The organism is Streptomyces sp. NPDC005728 (assembly GCF_040630895.1).
Classification (GTDB): domain Bacteria; phylum Actinomycetota; class Actinomycetes; order Streptomycetales; family Streptomycetaceae; genus Streptomyces.
Map to the genome: position 1 here is coordinate 1 of NZ_JBEXYL010000139.1, position 15,534 is coordinate 15,534.

11 protein-coding genes and 4 pseudogenes are annotated in these 15,534 nt (G+C 68.4%); 6 read left to right on the forward strand and 9 right to left on the reverse strand.

Going from position 1 to position 15,534, the window contains the following annotated elements:
* Window positions 1-446 precede the first annotated feature (446 nt).
* The 3 genes from ABZ471_RS43630 to ABZ471_RS43640 all read right to left on the reverse strand — a co-directional run bounded on the left by ABZ471_RS43630 (window position 447) and on the right by ABZ471_RS43640 (window position 2,308).
* A complete protein-coding gene (locus tag ABZ471_RS43630; RefSeq protein WP_359074718.1) occupies window positions 447-578 on the reverse strand; it encodes a hypothetical protein in 132 nt (43 codons plus the stop codon).
* 136 nt (window positions 579-714) lie between these two features.
* The gene (locus ABZ471_RS43635; protein WP_359074719.1) at window positions 715-1,218 is read right to left on the reverse strand and encodes a hypothetical protein; all 504 of its coding nucleotides are present in this window, start codon (window positions 1,216-1,218) and stop codon (window positions 715-717) included.
* A gap of 28 nt (window positions 1,219-1,246) precedes the next feature.
* Complete coding sequence (locus tag ABZ471_RS43640; RefSeq protein ID WP_359074720.1) at window positions 1,247-2,308, reverse strand: NucA/NucB deoxyribonuclease domain-containing protein; 1,062 nt, start codon at window positions 2,306-2,308, stop codon at window positions 1,247-1,249.
* Between the two features lie 690 nt (window positions 2,309-2,998).
* Here ABZ471_RS43640 and ABZ471_RS43645 point away from each other — a divergent pair.
* Together ABZ471_RS43645 and ABZ471_RS43650 are read left to right on the forward strand one after the other, a co-directional pair.
* Window positions 2,999-3,254: pseudogene (locus tag ABZ471_RS43645) on the forward strand (hypothetical protein).
* 8 nt (window positions 3,255-3,262) lie between these two features.
* Window positions 3,263-3,573 (forward strand): annotated as a pseudogene (locus ABZ471_RS43650) (hypothetical protein).
* A 403-nt stretch (window positions 3,574-3,976) separates the two neighbouring features.
* On the opposite strand, the gene ABZ471_RS43655 reads toward ABZ471_RS43650, so the two are convergent.
* Window positions 3,977-5,332: an FG-GAP-like repeat-containing protein gene (locus tag ABZ471_RS43655; RefSeq protein WP_359074721.1), complete on the reverse strand. Its 1,356-nt coding sequence runs from the start codon at window positions 5,330-5,332 to the stop codon at window positions 3,977-3,979.
* Window positions 5,333-5,499: 167 nt separating this feature from the next.
* On the opposite strand from ABZ471_RS43655, the pseudogene ABZ471_RS43660 reads away from it, so the two are divergent.
* Window positions 5,500-5,789, forward strand: a pseudogene (locus ABZ471_RS43660) (transposase); the annotation flags it as partial.
* 39 nt (window positions 5,790-5,828) lie between these two features.
* Here ABZ471_RS43660 and ABZ471_RS43665 read toward each other — a convergent pair.
* Window positions 5,829-6,914, reverse strand: a complete 1,086-nt coding sequence (locus ABZ471_RS43665; RefSeq protein ID WP_359074728.1) for a hypothetical protein — start codon at window positions 6,912-6,914, stop codon at window positions 5,829-5,831.
* Between the two features lie 200 nt (window positions 6,915-7,114).
* On the reverse strand, window positions 7,115-8,512 hold the full coding sequence (locus ABZ471_RS43670; protein ID WP_359074722.1) for a hypothetical protein: 1,398 nt from the start codon (window positions 8,510-8,512) through the stop codon (window positions 7,115-7,117).
* Between the two features lie 196 nt (window positions 8,513-8,708).
* On the opposite strand from ABZ471_RS43670, the gene ABZ471_RS43675 reads away from it, so the two are divergent.
* Complete coding sequence (locus ABZ471_RS43675) at window positions 8,709-8,984, forward strand: hypothetical protein (RefSeq protein WP_359074723.1); 276 nt, start codon at window positions 8,709-8,711, stop codon at window positions 8,982-8,984.
* Here the strand turns inward: ABZ471_RS43675 and ABZ471_RS43680 are convergent.
* On the reverse strand, window positions 8,971-10,755 hold the full coding sequence (locus tag ABZ471_RS43680) for a zeta toxin family protein (protein ID WP_359074724.1): 1,785 nt from the start codon (window positions 10,753-10,755) through the stop codon (window positions 8,971-8,973). The genes ABZ471_RS43675 and ABZ471_RS43680 overlap by 14 nt on opposite strands.
* Window positions 10,756-11,030: 275 nt before the next feature.
* Here ABZ471_RS43680 and ABZ471_RS43685 point away from each other — a divergent pair.
* Window positions 11,031-11,150, forward strand: a pseudogene (locus ABZ471_RS43685) (lamin tail domain-containing protein); the annotation flags it as partial.
* Between the two features lie 373 nt (window positions 11,151-11,523).
* Here the strand turns inward: ABZ471_RS43685 and ABZ471_RS43690 are convergent.
* Together ABZ471_RS43690 and ABZ471_RS43695 are read right to left on the reverse strand one after the other, a co-directional pair.
* Window positions 11,524-12,114, reverse strand: coding sequence for a hypothetical protein (locus ABZ471_RS43690; RefSeq protein ID WP_359074725.1), 591 nt, complete (start codon window positions 12,112-12,114; stop codon window positions 11,524-11,526).
* Window positions 12,115-12,194: 80 nt separating this feature from the next.
* On the reverse strand, window positions 12,195-14,174 hold the full coding sequence (locus ABZ471_RS43695; protein ID WP_359074726.1) for a hypothetical protein: 1,980 nt from the start codon (window positions 14,172-14,174) through the stop codon (window positions 12,195-12,197).
* Window positions 14,175-14,801: 627 nt separating this feature from the next.
* Between ABZ471_RS43695 and ABZ471_RS43700 the strand changes: the two genes are divergently transcribed.
* The gene (locus ABZ471_RS43700) at window positions 14,802-15,173 is read left to right on the forward strand and encodes a hypothetical protein (protein ID WP_359074727.1); all 372 of its coding nucleotides are present in this window, start codon (window positions 14,802-14,804) and stop codon (window positions 15,171-15,173) included.
* The last annotated feature ends 361 nt before the right edge of the window (window positions 15,174-15,534 follow it).

Below are 15,534 nucleotides of genomic sequence, written 5' to 3' on the forward strand. Positions count from 1 at the left end.
AACCCTTGTTTACTAACACTCTTCCCAACCCCCCCTCTCTCCCTATGTTTTTACCGGCCCCCGGTCTGCCCCGCCCCGCTTCACGGGTGGCGCCCCCAAAACACCTGGTGTGTTCGCGGGCCGCAGCCGTATGTGTGCAGTTCAGAGGGTGGGACGCGGCACCGGTTGCGTATCACCTGTGCTGCTACTGGTGGTTGTGGAGGCGGCCCGAGCGGCCCGTTGATCCGGCCGTCGCGGAGGCTGTCGAGCGCGCGCGATGCGTGATCTCAGTCGGCGGGCGTTCCCGGAGGCGGAGGCAGCCCCAGACGAGACGGGCGTCCCCAGCAGCTCGGCACGGTGGCAGGCGCCTGCTGCCACGGGCACCCCGTAGTTGTCAGGGGCGGGGGCACCGGCGCCGGCGAGTTCGGCAACCTGCAGGATCCAGGGGACGTCGATAGACAGCTCCATCACGCGGCGTGCGCCTGCGGCGGGCGGCGGTCTGCCTCTTCTGCCTCGTCGAACACGCTCTGATGCTCATCGAGAAAGCGTTGCGCGGCGTCCAGACCTCGCTGCCTCAGCCCCTCGGCGTCCTCCCTCACGAGGCCAGCGATGTAGTCGCCAAGGCTCTGGCCACGGTCCCTGGCACGGCTCTCGGCCAATGCCAGCCAGACACCAGCCGTAGCGCCCGGGCACCGTCTGAGTGCGGGTGCAAGGGGGCAACGGGTAACGCGTCGGTCAGCGGGCGCGGACGGATGCCCCGTAGGTGTCGGTCTGGTGGAGCACTGCCGCGGACTGCGCCGGTGCCGGCCATACCTGGATGAGGTACCACTCGGTGACCTCATCCGGGGCCAGGTCGATGGCGGTGTCCCGGCCGCGGGCGTGGATGCGCAGCCGGTAGTCGCCAGGACCGTCGAAGGACAGCACCGGCAGCTCCTCGTCCAGGTCGTCCATCAGGCCACGCACCATCAGCTCTCCCGACGCCGAACGCAGGGACACTTCGACAATCTCGTCCCACCCGGCGTCCCAAGACTGCGGGGCGTCGGTGTGCAGGGCGACGGTGACATCGACGTCGCCGGTATGGATTCCGGTGTGGACCGTAGCGATGCCATCCTGCACCACGACCAGCCCGTTGTGCTCGCGAGGCAGGTCGGGGCCGGCGGGGCCGTCCTCGTCGTTGATCTGGAACTGGTGGTACTGCACGGGCACGAGCCCGTGCCCTTGCTCGGCCTGATCGCTCATGGCGTGTTCCCGGGTGATCGAAGACTGGTCAGGGCTTGATCCACACGAGGAACCTATCCTTCTCCAGGATCCGGTTGTAAAGGTAGAAACGGCCGAGTGCCTTGCCGCCCTCCTCGTTCTGCGTGGCGTTGATCATGCGCCAGCTGAAGTTGCCGCCTCCGGTGGAGGCACCCTGCCAGGTGGAGGCGAACGGGTACTCGTCGCACTGCTTGCCCGCGGGCCGGGGCCGGCTGGACGGGCACGCCTTGTTCCGGTTCTGCCGGATCTTGTCCTTGTTGGTGAGGCGGGTCAGGTACTTCGTGGTGCCGTGCTTGCCCGGCAGGTGCTTGGTGTTCTGGGCGTACTCGATGTGCTTGGCGAGCTCCGGGTACTCCCCGCGCTTGGCGTAGACCATCTCCGGGATGTACGGCATCACGCAGCCGATCTTGGAGGTGCCGGGCAGCGCGTTGTCGCACCGCACGGGCGGCTGGCCCAGCGTCATCTCGTTCGTGGGCGCGGCCCACTTGGGGTTGGTGAACCTCCAGTGTGCCGTCCCCTGGCCCTCGCCCTTCTGTCCCTTGGGGGTGGTTTTGATGGTGGTGTCGAAGAAGAACTGCCCAACGGACTCCTTGTTGTTGCTCATCGCCTGCGTGGGGAACTTGCTCTCGGTGACCTTGCACTTGCCCGCGCAGGTGCCCTTCCCGTTCGCGCTGCTGCCCACACCGTCACCCGAGGCGCTGACCTGCACAAGTTCCACCTGGTAGGCCCACGCCTTGATATCACGCTTGCTGTAGGAGTAGCCGACGGCCAGGTAGTGCATCTTGCCGGTGACCCGGCCAGTGCGAACGTCATGCACGGTCACGTCACCCTTGAAGACACCGCAGGCCTGGAACCGGTTGACGTACCAGGTGTTGTTCGCGCCGTGGTCCTCGCACCACCTCGGTGTCGGCCACGCGCTGATGGCGGCCCGGCGCTCAGCGGCGGTGGGCTTCGTCGTCCCCCAGGTGACGCAGGCGACCGGCTTGCTGCTGCTGGCGTCGCGGGCGGCCTTCAGCTGGGCATCACAGGCGGCCCTCGCCTGGGCAGCTGTCGTCTTCGCCGTGATGGACACCGGAGCCGGCGCGGCTGTCGAGGTGGATGTGGAGGCCTGCGCGGTGGTCAGGAAGCCGCTCAGCAGCCCCAGAGTGACTGCCCCAGCCGAAAGTATCTTTCTGTATCTGAAACGCACGAATGTCTCCCCGTGGTGATCGATGCCGAGTGACGCCTGTGATAGGTCTGTCACTCGTGGTGATCACATCACGGGTCAAATCGTCAGGACAGACAGCTCTGAGACGAACTGGCGTTCTATATCGGCCAGTTCTGAAAATGAGCACGAGGCTTGTTCTGATACGCCGGCTTCACCGATGGAATTGCGCGCATCGGATGAGGGTGTGGGACCGTGGTGCTGGCCGGGCCCGTCACTTTCCCCCGTGGTGACGGGCCCTGCCGCTCGTTCAGCGGGCGAGGGTCACGGTGATGGGCTGATCGGGGCAGCGGGCGAGGCCTTCGGCGAGCGCGCTCTGCTCGCCGGGGTCGATGGCGAGCTGGTAACGGGTTTTGTCGGCTACCCAGTTGGTGAGGTACGTGCACCAGTAGCCAGCGGACGGGGGAAGCCAGGTGGACGGGTCCTGGTCGGCCTTGGACCGGTTGGAGGCGGCGGAGACGGCGATCAGAGCGCGGGGGTCATCGAGGTCGTTGGCGTAGAACTCGCGTTCCCATTACCGCGCGGGCCCGCGGTGGACCGGCCGACAGCAGCACGATGATGTCCGACGCCAACATCCGTATCCCCGAGGAAGCCCGGGACCGGCTCGCCGCCACAGCGGCAGCCGAGGGCATGTCGCTGCGCGCCTACCTGGCCCGTCTCGCTGAGACCCTGCTTACGCCGACTGAGCGGGCCGAGCGCTGAGCAGACCCGCGCCGCTTTGAAGGAGTGGACCGGCTACGCGCCGACTCCGGCTGAGGAGCGTGACCTCGACAGCAAGCTTGATCGTCGGCTGGCCCAGGCGGCGGCCCAGTGAGCGATGCGATGCACATCGTCTCCCGGTTAATCCACCGGGCTCACGCGGAGGCCGGCTGGTTCCTCTACGTCCCGGCGTGCGCACTGGTCGAAGCCGACCGTGTCCGGCCCGGTACAGCAGAGCATCTCGCCGCCCCGCCCGGCATCGCCGTCTTGGACCTGGACCTGCCCGCCGCCCTCGCCGTGGCCCAGCAGAACACCTGGGCCGCAGCACACTCCCTCAGCCCACCCCGGACCGTCCCGACGGAGCGATCATTGCCACGACGGCACCTGACCGGTGGATCGGCGAGCCGGTCCGCGTACTGGATCTCAATCCATAAGTAGGTGTTGTCGGTATGCCGAGTTCCGTGGCGACCCGGCGCATCGTCAGCCTGGTCGCCCCCTCGGGTCGGCGAGTGCGATGGCCGCGCACGCAGGTCCGCACAGCCGGGTCTTCGGTAGGGGAACCGGCCGAGCGCGCCCGCGGCGCGGTGTAGGCGACTACTGACCCGACCCTGGGAATTGCCCGCATCTGAGCCGTCGCAGCGAAGGTTGAGAGATTCTCATCAAGCTTGATCGGTGCGCAGCGGATGCGTTCTTGAGAACGTCAGAGCCTGTCTTTGAACCCCTGTTTGCGCCCCGGCGCCCGGCACGCACGCTTGCTGCGCGCACCGACCGCTGCTGCGCGCGTGCTCCCGGCGGACGACGGGTGTTCAAAGACAGGCTCCTACTTGTCTAGGGGAGTCATTCCAGGAAGCTGTCGATGGGCGCCGCCTTGTACTCCGTTGCGCCCGCCGTGGTGATGCCGCTGGCTGAGCCGGGCAGCCGCAGAGAGCCGGCACCGCTCACGTACAGGTCGGCCGTTCCGTCACCGACCGTGTCGCGCAGCCGTACCACGCCACCGAACTGCTCGTCGGCCGTCAACGGACCCGGTACGCCAGGGGTGTTGCGGGCGAACCACTGCGAACCGGCGCCGGACAGGCCGCCCGCCCGCCCCTTGAAGATGTGCACGCCGCCCGCGTAGTCCTGGCCGTCGATCTCCTCGCCCGGCACGCCGACTGCGAGATCCGCGTAGCCGTCGCCGTTGACGTCGCCCGCTGAAATGGATGAGCCGAATTCGTCCCGGTTCTCGGGGGATCCGGCGACGCCACTGGTCGACTGGGTGAGGCGGGTGCTTCGGGATGGGCCGGCGGACGAGCCGTACCAGACGCTGACGCGGCCCTTGTGCTTCGAGTAGAGGGATGTGCCGACGGCGATGTCGCCGTAGCCGTCCTTGTCGAAGTCGGCGATGACACCGTCGCCGCCGCGCTCGGCGCTGCCGCCGTTGCCGGACTCGGACTCCAGGCGGAGGCTCTTGCCCGGGGTGAGCGAGCTCGCGCCACCCTTGATGAACCAGACGTCGGACGCGACGTATTCAGGGCTGATCACGTCACCGATGATCGCGAGGTCGGTCTTCTTGTCGCCGTTGACCTTGCCGGAGATCAGGGCCGAGGCGTAGAAGGACGATGTCTTGTCGAGCTTGGTCACGGTGCCGGTGGTGCCGGAGCGCTTGAACGGGCCGCGGTAGACGTAGGTCATGGCTTCGTTGATGACGGCCAGGTCCTGCTTGCCGTCCCCGTTGAAGTCGCCGGTCGCCAGATCCTTGCCCATGTAGTTGTTCCGGCCCGGGTTCTTGTTCGGGAGGGTCGTGCCCGTGGACAGGCCGGAGGGGGAGCCCCAGAGAATCGTCACGGCGCCCTGGAAGCCGTTCTCGCCGGTCGCCGCCACCGCGAGGTCGCCATATCCGTCGCCGTCGAAGTCCGCGGCGGCCCGTACCTCGCCGAACATGTCATCGGCCTCGTCTGCGCCGGGCACACCGGGACTCGACTGGGTGATGCGCTGCTTCGTGGGGCCGGGCCCGGTGGCAGTCCCGAAGACCACGGTGACGCCGCCGCCCCCTCTGGCACTGAAGCTCGAGTACGCGTAGTCGCGGAAGCCGTCGCCGTTGAAGTCGTCGCCGAACTTCGCGGGCGCGGCGCTCGCTGCCGCGACGGGCAGGGAGAGGGGGACGAGGCCCGCCACCAGGAAGGTGGCGAGCGTAGCCGTTGTGCGGACGGGCATGGGTGCTGAGGCTCCTTGTGAGTCGCGCAGGCGGCGGGCTCAGTCGGTGGCGATCTGAGCGCCGAAGCGAGGTGCGTGGCCGGTGGTGCGTGGGGTCTGCGAACAAGAGACCGGCATTGGGGCCGAACGGTTGTACGTTGGCGCAGCTCAGATGTTGCTCAGACCGCTTGCCCGAGCACCGCCGTGGGCACGGAGCGCTGTACGGCGGACTCAACCAGGGCCGGATCGATGTTGCCCGGCTGCGTCGCGTCCTGGCTGGGGTGCCGTTGCCACGGGCGGCGGACGGTCGGCTCGTGCTGGCGGTGGATGTCTCGCCGTGGCTGCGACCGGACGCCAACACGTGTGCTGACCGGGCCTTTTGCCATACCTCGGGCGGGGTGAGGGCAAGCATCAGATGGTGCCCGGCTGGCCGTACTCGGTGGTGCCAGCACTGGAGACCGGCCGCACGTCCTGGACGGCGGTGCATAGGCAGCAATCACGAGCCAGCCGCGGGTGGTCAGTCGGCTGGGTGCAGGTGGCTGCGGCGGGCGGTGACGAGGGCGCGCCACCGGTCGCGTACGGCGTCTTGGCCGTCGATCCAGCGGGCGGCGGAGGGCTCGGGGAGGGGCAGGTCGGCCATGAAGTGTGCGATGTCGGTGTAGTAGGCGTACGTGCCGTCCCTCGTCTGCTGGCGGAGCCGGTCGATGGTGGCTGCGAGCGCGTCGTGGTCGTCGAGGACGGCCTGGTGAAAGGCGAGGGCGATGTCGAGGGTGGGGGTCGTCGAGGTGAGGCCCGCGGCGTCGAGTTCGGTGCGCAGGGCGCGGCCCCGGTCATCGATCGTGGAGTCGCCCGCGTCGCGGATGAGGGCGGCGATGCCGGCGTTGGCCGTTGTGGCCCGCAGGGCGAGGCCAGCCAGGAGCTGCTGGGCCAGGTCGAGTTCGTCGTCGGCCTGATGGGGGTCGGTGAACGCGACGGCGAGGGCGCGCAGTGCCTGGTTGTGTGCGGCTTCGCCGGACTTGGCGTGCTGTTCGGCTTCGAGGCGGCCGGCCAGGTACGCCTCGGCCGCGCGTTGCGGCTGGCCCTGGATCCAGTACAGGTCACCGAGGACGCGCTGGTGGCGGCCTTCCCAGCCCAGGTGTTGTGCGGCGGCGAGTGCGGTGGGGAAGTCTCCGGCGAGGCGGGCGGCTTGGGCAAGGCCGCGTCGGGCGTTGTGGGCGAGACGGCCGCTGCCGTCGGCGACGTACTGGTAGTCGCGGCGTGAATCGGCGCTTGCTCCGATGTCGCGAAGGGCTTTGGCCCGATAGTAGAGGGCCATCTCGTGCAGGTCTTGAGGCAGCAGGCCGGATGCGATGACGGGGGTGAGCCGGGCGACGGTGTGGGCGCGGTGTTCGCGTTGCCGGCGCGCCAGAGTGCTGAGCGTTTCCACCAGCGCGTCGGCCGGGGTGCGCAGCGCGGCGGTGTCACGGTCGTGGGCGGGTGGGGCAATGGGCTCCCACACGGAGTCGCTGACGTAAGCCCAGGCGGCGTCGGTGAGCCAGCCGAGGTTGAGTCCGAAGTCGCGGGCGAGCGGGAGGCCCTGGCGCAGGCAGCCGACCAGCACCATCCGGTCCCGCCCGGCGCCTTCAGCCAGGGTCCACTGGGTGCCGAGGGCGGCCAGGGCGCGCTCGGCGGCCTGCTGCCAGTCGCGCTCGGTCCAGCGGTCGTCGGTGGCGTCGGCGGCGCTGCGGATGGTGGAGCGGATCAGGCCGTGCAGGTGATACGGCCACAGTCCGAAGGGGTTCTCGCGGACGAAGGGCCGCTCGATCAGCCGCTGGCCGGTGCCTGGTGTGGCAGCCCGGCGGTGGCGGTGGCCAGGGTGAGGTCGAAGGCGTCCAGCAGACTGATGGAGCGCAGGACGTGGCGCTCGTCGGGGGTGAGGTCGGACAGGGTGCGGGCGATCAGGGCGCCGAAGTCGTGGTCGAAGTCGGCCGGGACCGGCTCGCGGGTGCGACGGATCTCCATGAAGCGCAGGACGGACAGGTCCAGGTAGAGAGGCAGGCCGTGGGAGCGGTCGGTGATGACGTGGCGAGTCTCCGCGCTGATGAGGGGCTGGCCGTCGCAGGAGAGCCGGCGGGCGAGATAGTCGTCGCAGTCCTCGGGGGAGAAGTCGCCGACCAGCACCTGCCGCCCGCGGCCTCGTACGGTGGCGGATGCCGTCCGGGCGGCCGGGATTGACGAGGCGGGGGTTGCCAGGCCGGGCCAGGCGACGGGGCCGGTGTAGTCGAGCTGGCCCTGCAGGGCGGTGTCCGTCCACTGCAGGCGAGACCGGCCGGTGACGATGAAGAAGGCGTTGGGCATCAGCCAGACCACCCGCTGGATGAGGCGCTCCAGGTCGCGGTGAGTGCGGTCGCCGACGTCCTCGAAGGTGTCCAGCAGGATCACCGGCGTGACCCTCTTGTCCGCTGGCAGCTGGGTGAGCTCCCACGCCAGCAGGTGCGGGTAGAAGGAGAGCGTCTCCAGGTCGGGTTCGGCCTCCAGCAGGTCGGCGAGCCGCGCGCAGCCGGCGAGCGCCCGTACGGTCTGCCGCCGCTCTCGCAGTGCGCGGATGAGGGAGCCCGTGATCTGGCCGATCGCTGTACCGACGGTTCCAGGCAGGAGGAGGGCTTGGGCGACGTCGGCCATGGCGGACTGCATTTGCTGCGGCATCGCCTTTCCGAACCGGCCGGCCAGTCCGCCGCGGTGCAGGTACTCCTCCAGCGACTCGCCGGGGTGCTGCTGCTCCCAGTAGCGGCGCAGCGCCACATCGAAGGCGGGCAGCGGGCTGCCGAGCGGGCTCAGGGCGGCCCGGATCGTCAGCACCAGGTCCTCGAAAGAGGTGCCGGCCGAGCGGGACAGGTCGATCCGTATGGGCAGGATCCGCTCACTGGCCCAGGTGGGTTCGCCCCACTGCGCGGGCCTGTGCTCGGCGCTGGCGAGTGCCGCCTCCACCTTGCGGGACAGCGTCGTCTTGCCGATGCCGCCGACCCCGTGGAACACCATAACGTTGTCGCGCGGGGCCTCGAGGTCTTCGACGTCGAAGGCCGGGTGGGTGGTGTGCTGCAGGTGTCCGGTGAGCGCGGCCGCGACGAGCTCCCATTGAAGCTGGCGGTTGGTGAACGCCTCTCCAGCCTCCAGCGTGCGGTCGTTGGTGCTGAACAGCGCCCTGAGATCCCGGCCTGCCACGGCCCACCCCCGTATCGGTGATCATCTCGGCCCAACCTACGCCCGCCTTCGGCCCCTTGGGGAAGCATCCCCCGGATACCGCAGAGCGCGAAGGAGCCCGGTTCGACGGACGCGGCGCGTTGGGGCACCGTGCCACCGGAATCGGCCGGGGAGACAATGGCCGTTTCCTATCAAGATCAGCACGAAGGTGGTAGCCGTGTCCGACATCCCCAGCCCCGAGTTCTCCGGCCTGGAGGGCGGCGAGGAGCAAGCATCGGAGGACGTCCTCCAGGAGGTGGTGAACTGGTACAACACCCAGATCGTCAAGGAGCGCCGCGCACCCGTGCCCGACGAGGAGCGGATTGAGGAGCTGAAGGCCGGCCGTCAGGCCGTGCTCGCCGACCAGGCGCAGCTGGCGACCGCCGACCCGGAGGAGGCCGAGCGGATCGCCGCCGTCTACGCGGCCCGGCTGAAGGAGCTCAACGAGTCGTAGCCCGGTGCCCGTAGCGGGACGGGCAGGGGCCAGAGCGGCGGGTGCGGCCGGTCAATGCGGGCCGGCTGCACCCGAGGGGCATCAGGGGCCGGGCGAGCGCGGCAATCTCGTCCAGCTCGGCCCGGTGCTGCGGGAGCGCCTGGCGCAGCGCCTGGTGGAGGCGGAGGAACGCGGCGGCCTCCTGCTCGGTGTACGGGCGGAGCCGTTCCGCCGTCAGCGCCCACGACGCCCGCCCGGCGCCGCCTGTCTCGTGGCGCACCAGGGCGTGGCCGTCCCGGCGGATCACGGTCACGGCGGCGATCTGCGGGTGCCGCTCAGCGACGGCAACGACGTCGGTAAGCGCGCGGAAGCACGTGTCGTGCCCGGCGCGAGTGGTGAACCGACCGGTGCCGCCGCGCTGCAGCGCCCGGGCGTAACGCAGCGCGGTGGCGAGACGGCTGTCAGCTTCCCGTACGGCCAGAGCCACGAGTTCGACCGGATAGCCGGTGGTCGCAAACGGCAGCGCGCTGTCGAAGAACTCCTCCGAGCTGCCGGGAGCGCCCTCGATCAGGACGTCGCCGCGCCGCAGGCGTACGTACTCCTCAGCCTGGGCGAACCACGCCTTGTAGTCGGCTCGGATCGCTGCCCCGGCGCTGCGGGGATCGTCGCGCAGCAGCTGGTAGTAGTCGGGGTGCGAGGCCTTGAAGTCATCGCCAACCAGGCGGGTCGTGCCGGGCCGCATGGCGCGGCGGACCATCCTGGCGGCCAGGAGCTTGCCCGCTCCGGGCTGCCCCAGGACGTACACGGCTCGCGGGTCGTCCCGGGGCACGATGCGGTTCAGGTACGACGGGGCGATCAGCTCGTCGAAGATCCAGCGGTGTTCGTCGGGTGAGAGCCGGTGGTAGTCGACGCCGGGCGCGCGTCTGCGGGGCTGGGTGATGCGGCGGACCGGCTCGGACCAGGCGGCCGCGCGCTCGGTGTCCCGCTGCACGGCCAGGCGCCGGTCCTCGCTGACGAGTTCGGCGTGTACGCGCCGGTCGGTACGGGCCAGCTCGCGGCGGAAAGAGGCGGTCTCGGGCGCGGTCCACGGCCGTGACCGCTCTCGCTGCACCGCCCGCGCGGCAGCGGGCCGACGTCGCCAACCGCAGTCGGGGTTGAGTTCGTTGGCGTACAGCACGGTGCCGTCGCGCCGTACAACGGTGACGCGGTCGGCGAGCTGCTCGTCCTCGATGGCGGCCAGCGTTGCCAGCATGTTCTTCGCGCACGTGTCGTGGTTCTCCCAGGAGACGTACCGGCCGCCGCCGAAGGCGTCCTCGGTGAGGAAGCGGTCGACGATGCCCACCTGGCTCAGCGCCTCCGCAGTTGCCACCGCCACCACCTCGATCCGGTGACGGACGGCCCGGTAAGCACGGGAGGAAGCGCGGAAGTCGTCCGGGTCGGCCAACGCCGACTCCACCACGGCGTCAAAGCCCCGCTCGCGGACGACGTCTTCGACGGCGGCCTGCCAGCGGGCGGTGTCGGGGCGGACCAGGGCCCCGGCCGTTCGAACATCGGAGTCGAGGGCTCCCGCGTAGTGGCGGTGGGCTGGCTTGTACAGGTCCCGGCCGACCCGCACAGCACCACCGCGCCGGTGCAGCACCGCCTGGACGAGGTCGGCGATCTGTGTTTTCCCAGCGCCGGGCTGCCCGGCGACGACGACCACGACCGGCCGGGGCTGTGCGACGGCGCTTCGTGTCGCCGCCGGGAGGACCACTCGGCGCAGCACGTCAAGGCTCTCCTGCTCTGAGAGCACGACCGAGCCCCCGTCCCCTCCTGCCACCACGCCTCCTGTCGCCCACCCGCGCGCCTATGCCTCAGCGGGCGCGATCAAACTGCGATGTGTCGGCTTCGTGTCAGCGAGAGCGTGTCAGTCACGGTCGAGTGGGAGAACTGTGTTCCAGCTGGTTGTCGGCCTGTGGCTGGGGGCTTGCCACTGACACGGCGGTGGTACTTCGCGACCTCGCGGCTGTCATGGGGTGGTACATCCCCAGCTGGCTCACTGCCACGAAGCCGGCACATCGCACTGATCGCAACTACGTGTGGGACAACTCCTCCGACACGGCCACCCTGCGCAACGACCACGACCGCTTCATCGACGACGCCTCCTGGGGCGGGCGCCGCCACCACGGCGATGGCCGCCACCACTGACCCTGCTTCCCACACTCGCGGCACGAGATTCCACGGGATATGGCCCCGGCTGTTCGGCCGGCCGGGGCCATCCGGCGTTCAGAGCGCGTACTGGACGCCACGGACGTACCCCGGATCCCTGCCGGCCCGGCATTCCTCCGGTTCCTCGCCGGGCTGCGGGCTTTTGAGCTGGTTAGCCTCTTCTTTCACTTTTCGTGCATCTGACGGGCCCGCAGGAACTTGTTACTCAGTGTGAGGTCTGGAGGGCTGCGCGGTTCCTGGCCTGCCGGTCTCGCGAACGCGTACGGTGATCCGCTGTGTGGTGGTGCTGCCATGCGGTGGGGGTTTGCGGGTCACCTCGCGTCTGTGCGGACCCCCGCAGGGTTTGCTGCTGTCAGGTTTTGATGACGGCGGCGGGCAGGGTACCGGTGAGGATCGCTTCCTTCGGCAGAGTCAGACCGAACCGCTGCTCCAGGATCTCCATGGGGCGCCGCTTGTCGGCTTCCAGTGCGGCGACCAGCTCGGCGTTGTTCCCAAGGACATTGACGACTCCTACCCAGTCGTCGTTGTTGAGATCACACATCACTTCGTACACACCGTCATGGTTGTAACGGAAATGCGGGGGAGGGACGTTCGGGTGCTCGGCCATGAAATAGAGCTCGTATGTATGCGCACCGCCGTGAGAGATCTCAGGAGTGTCGAATTGGCTGAGGGTCTCCTGCCAGGGGCCGTAGCCGATGAAGAAAGAAAGGTCACCGACCGATCCGTAGCGGACGCCCACGGTCGTGTCCACGGGCTTGCTGCGGTCGATCTGGAACAGGTCGGCTTCAAATGCTTCATGTGTGCGCAGGCCGATGAAGCGGGGCTCGGCATTAGGAACGAGCCGCCGTACGAGGTCTTCGGGATCGATACCGCGCGCGAAGATGGTGCAGTAGCCGCCGGGGAGGGGAACCGGGTCTTCGAGCCACTGAAGGCCGTCGGTCATGAAGCAGCATCTCCTGTCAGGAAAGGAGCGGGGGCGGCGCCACCGTAGTCGATGCGCACCGCTCCCACAGGTTGTTCAGGTCACTTGACCGTGCACTTCACGGTCGCTGCGGTTGCGCTGCACCCGGAGAATTCGGGGGCGTAGTACCAGTAGGCGTCCTTTTCGAGCATCCGGTTCGGCTGCGTGAACTGCGACGGGAACGGCTGCATGGACTGTGTGTTCATCCAGTTCGACATGGTGGAGCGTCCGCAGACTTCCTTCCACGTTGGTGCAGCCTGGCGCATGTCGTCATAGAAGTGCCACACATCGGTCTGGGTGCGCTGTGAGTATGTCTGCACACACTGATTACCCGAAGAGACCGGGTTGAGTCCGTCGGGGGCCGGCATGCCGCCGCTGTTGTAGGTGGCGGCATAGGCGAACTCGTCGCACGACAGCGGGTCGTTCCCGCTGGGCGTGTTGCCCGGGAGGGTGGTCGTGTCGGGGTTGCCTGACTTTGCGGCCCAACTTGACGGACAGATCACGGCACGGTTCTGGGTCGGTGTACGCCCGGTGCTGGAGCCGCTGGCCGGCAAGTACAGCAGCGGCTTGCCAGCTGTCTGGCTTCCGGGGTGGTTGGGTAGCTTGGTCTGTGTCAGCCAGGCGTGTGCGACGGAAGCCGGGAACTTCTTGAAGTTCATGACCCAGGTCGGCTTGTAGGCGGAGAACACGCATCCCGGCGTAGCCGTGGAAACGGCATCGCAGCGGATGTCGAGATCAGGCACCGAGTTGCCGATGTCCCCGTCGGGGAAAGCGTCCGGCAGCTGATTGGGGACGGTGTTGTCCCATTTCCAGATGAGCTGTACAGGAACGATGCCGCCGGCCTGTACACCGCTGACGGTGTGCGTGAACGTCGCGGTTGCCTCGTGGTAGTCAACGCCGGTCGTCGGCCAGGTGGGAGGCGCCGACCACGTGGGGGCGCTGGTGGCGCACTGAGGGGCGCAGCTGAACTTGGGCCGCAAGGTGAGCGGTCCCCACTCCGAAGCCTCGCCGGCCGCGTCACGGAAGGACAGAGGCTTCAAGGTCCACTGCTGGGTGAACGTATTCGACTTGATGTCTGTCTTGATTTCGATCTGCGAGGCGAAAATAGCGCGACCCACCGGCCAGATCTCCCCGTTGGGAAGTCTGGAATAGATCGTGTTGGTGATTTCGTTCGCCTTTTTCACGCAGCCTTCGGTGCGCTTGATGTAGTCCTGGCCGACCGCAGCGCCGTCGCACCAGGAGACGAGGCTGGAGACACCGACGGTGCGCAGCCCCTTTGCCACCTGCGAACGCTCGTCAGGCGTCATGTCCGCAGGCCTGCCAACCGTGGCGCAGTAGATCCTGGCGCCTGTCTCCTTGCAGCCCTTGCCGAGTGGTGCCGGCAACTCGTCCCTGGTCAGCGAGCCGGGGTTGCCGGGGGATGAATTCACATGGTCGTTGGTGACCTGCGGCTTCTGATACTGGTCCAGGTCAACGGCCGGCGCGTCCTTGTTGGGCTCAGGCAAGGTGATGTCGACGGCGTGGCTGCGGATCGTGAACTTCGCCCACGGGGACCAGTCAGTCTCGTACAGGCCGCCATCGTAGGCGGAAGTACGGAACGCGTACGTCGAGCCGGGCTTGAGGTAGCCGTAGTCGATGGTGACGGAGGCTTTCTCACCGGACTTGACGTAGCCGGAGACGGGCATGCCGTACTGGTTCTTATCGGTGTCGAGGTGTGCCTTCGGCGAGCCGTCCGTGTTCACGGTCCACACGTCGAACGTCAGATCACTCTGGTCGCCATCTGGGTCGGTCACCGTGTTGCGCAGGGTCACGGTGGTGCGATCCACTTGCCATGTATCCCCCACCTTTTTCCATGCCGGGCCGGCCTCCGGGGTTTTGCCCGAGACGGGCCGCCCACCGGCAGCCGCGAGGGCGTCGCCGTGGAGTTCGGGTCCTGCGGCCGGCGTCGCCGACGGCGGCAGATACAGGCTGCTGGCCGTATTGGGCTCGATCGGGGCCGTCTCGGCAGAGGCTGGCATGACACCGGTCAGCGTCAGCAGCATCGCGCCTAAAGCCGCACGTAACCACCAGCGTTTATGTCGATGCACGAAGATTCGTGTCCTTCCCCGTAAGGGCTCAAACAGGTGTGCGATTGGTCGCATAGGCGCAAGATCCTATGGGGGGAGATCATGGAAGTTGAAGACTATTTACAGTCACTTCATAGGCGACCCACAGAAGTCAGCTGCGATGTGCCGGCCACTCCCTCCGCGCACACAAGCTGACCGCAGGCAGCCGCCCCCGGGACGTTCGACCACTGCGCCGCCGATCCGCCACGCCGCCGCCGGCCGCATCGCGTCCTTTCCGGCGGGCAACTCGGCATCCTCCTGTTCACCGACCTGAACTGAATCGCCACCGTCCAGCCCTGTCTGGAGGACGCCCGGTTCATCAGGCGCACCCCACCCCTTGGATTGAGCTGCACCTCCGGGCGCGGACCCGCCAGGCATCCGGCCGCCACCGTGACTCCGGTACAAGGGAGGGTGTGCAGCTGACGATAGACACGCAGACCGATACCTACGAGCAGGCGATCGCGGCCGTGCAGGCCGCCTACGGCCTCAACCCCGCCGCCGTGGCGAGCAGTTGGCCCGATGCCCCCGCGGCGGTGCCCCGGCCGGGCCCGGCGACCCTGAGCGGTGAGCCTGGGGCAGGGCTGGACGGAGCGGATGCTGTTCGACACCGTCGCCGCCGTGGTCCCCGGCGCCCGGGCCGTGCTGCGCCGCCTGGTCGAAGTGGACGGCACCGCCTCCTACGAAGAAGTCCAGGACCACTTCGCCGTGCACCCCGAGACACCGATCGAGCGGATCGGCGGCACACTCACCAGCATCCGCGCCGTACGACGCCGGGTCGGCCCCGACAGCCGGTCCAACCTCCTTGAGCGGGACGACCGCAGGCGCATCTACTGGATCGAGCCCGCCCTCCTGGAGGGCCTCAAGCACGCCTTCGACCTTGCTGAAGCCCGCCCCGACCTGCTCCGCCAGGAGCCGATCGCGTTCGACGGTCAGTGACCCGCACGAGTTGCCGCTCGCTATTCGACACTGTGATGGGCGGACTCGCGCAGATCGGCGTAGCATCCGCCGGCCTGGACCTCACAATTCAGCACGGCAGCTAGGCCAGAACAACGCCCGCGACGGGTGGCCGCCCACGGCCGGACTGCCATCCGTAGCGCCTACGCTGCCGCCCACTTCACGCCGAGCTTCCGCAATGCGTCTGTCCAGGAGCGGTTTTTGTGATCGGTGGTCGGTGGGCTGACCTGCTGGGACTGTCAAACGAGCGGGTCTTCCAAGATTTTCGTAGCCGTTGATCGTTGGGCCCGCGGGAGTGTCAGCTGAGCAGGATGCGGTGGCGGAGGAGGCGGTAGCCGGCCCG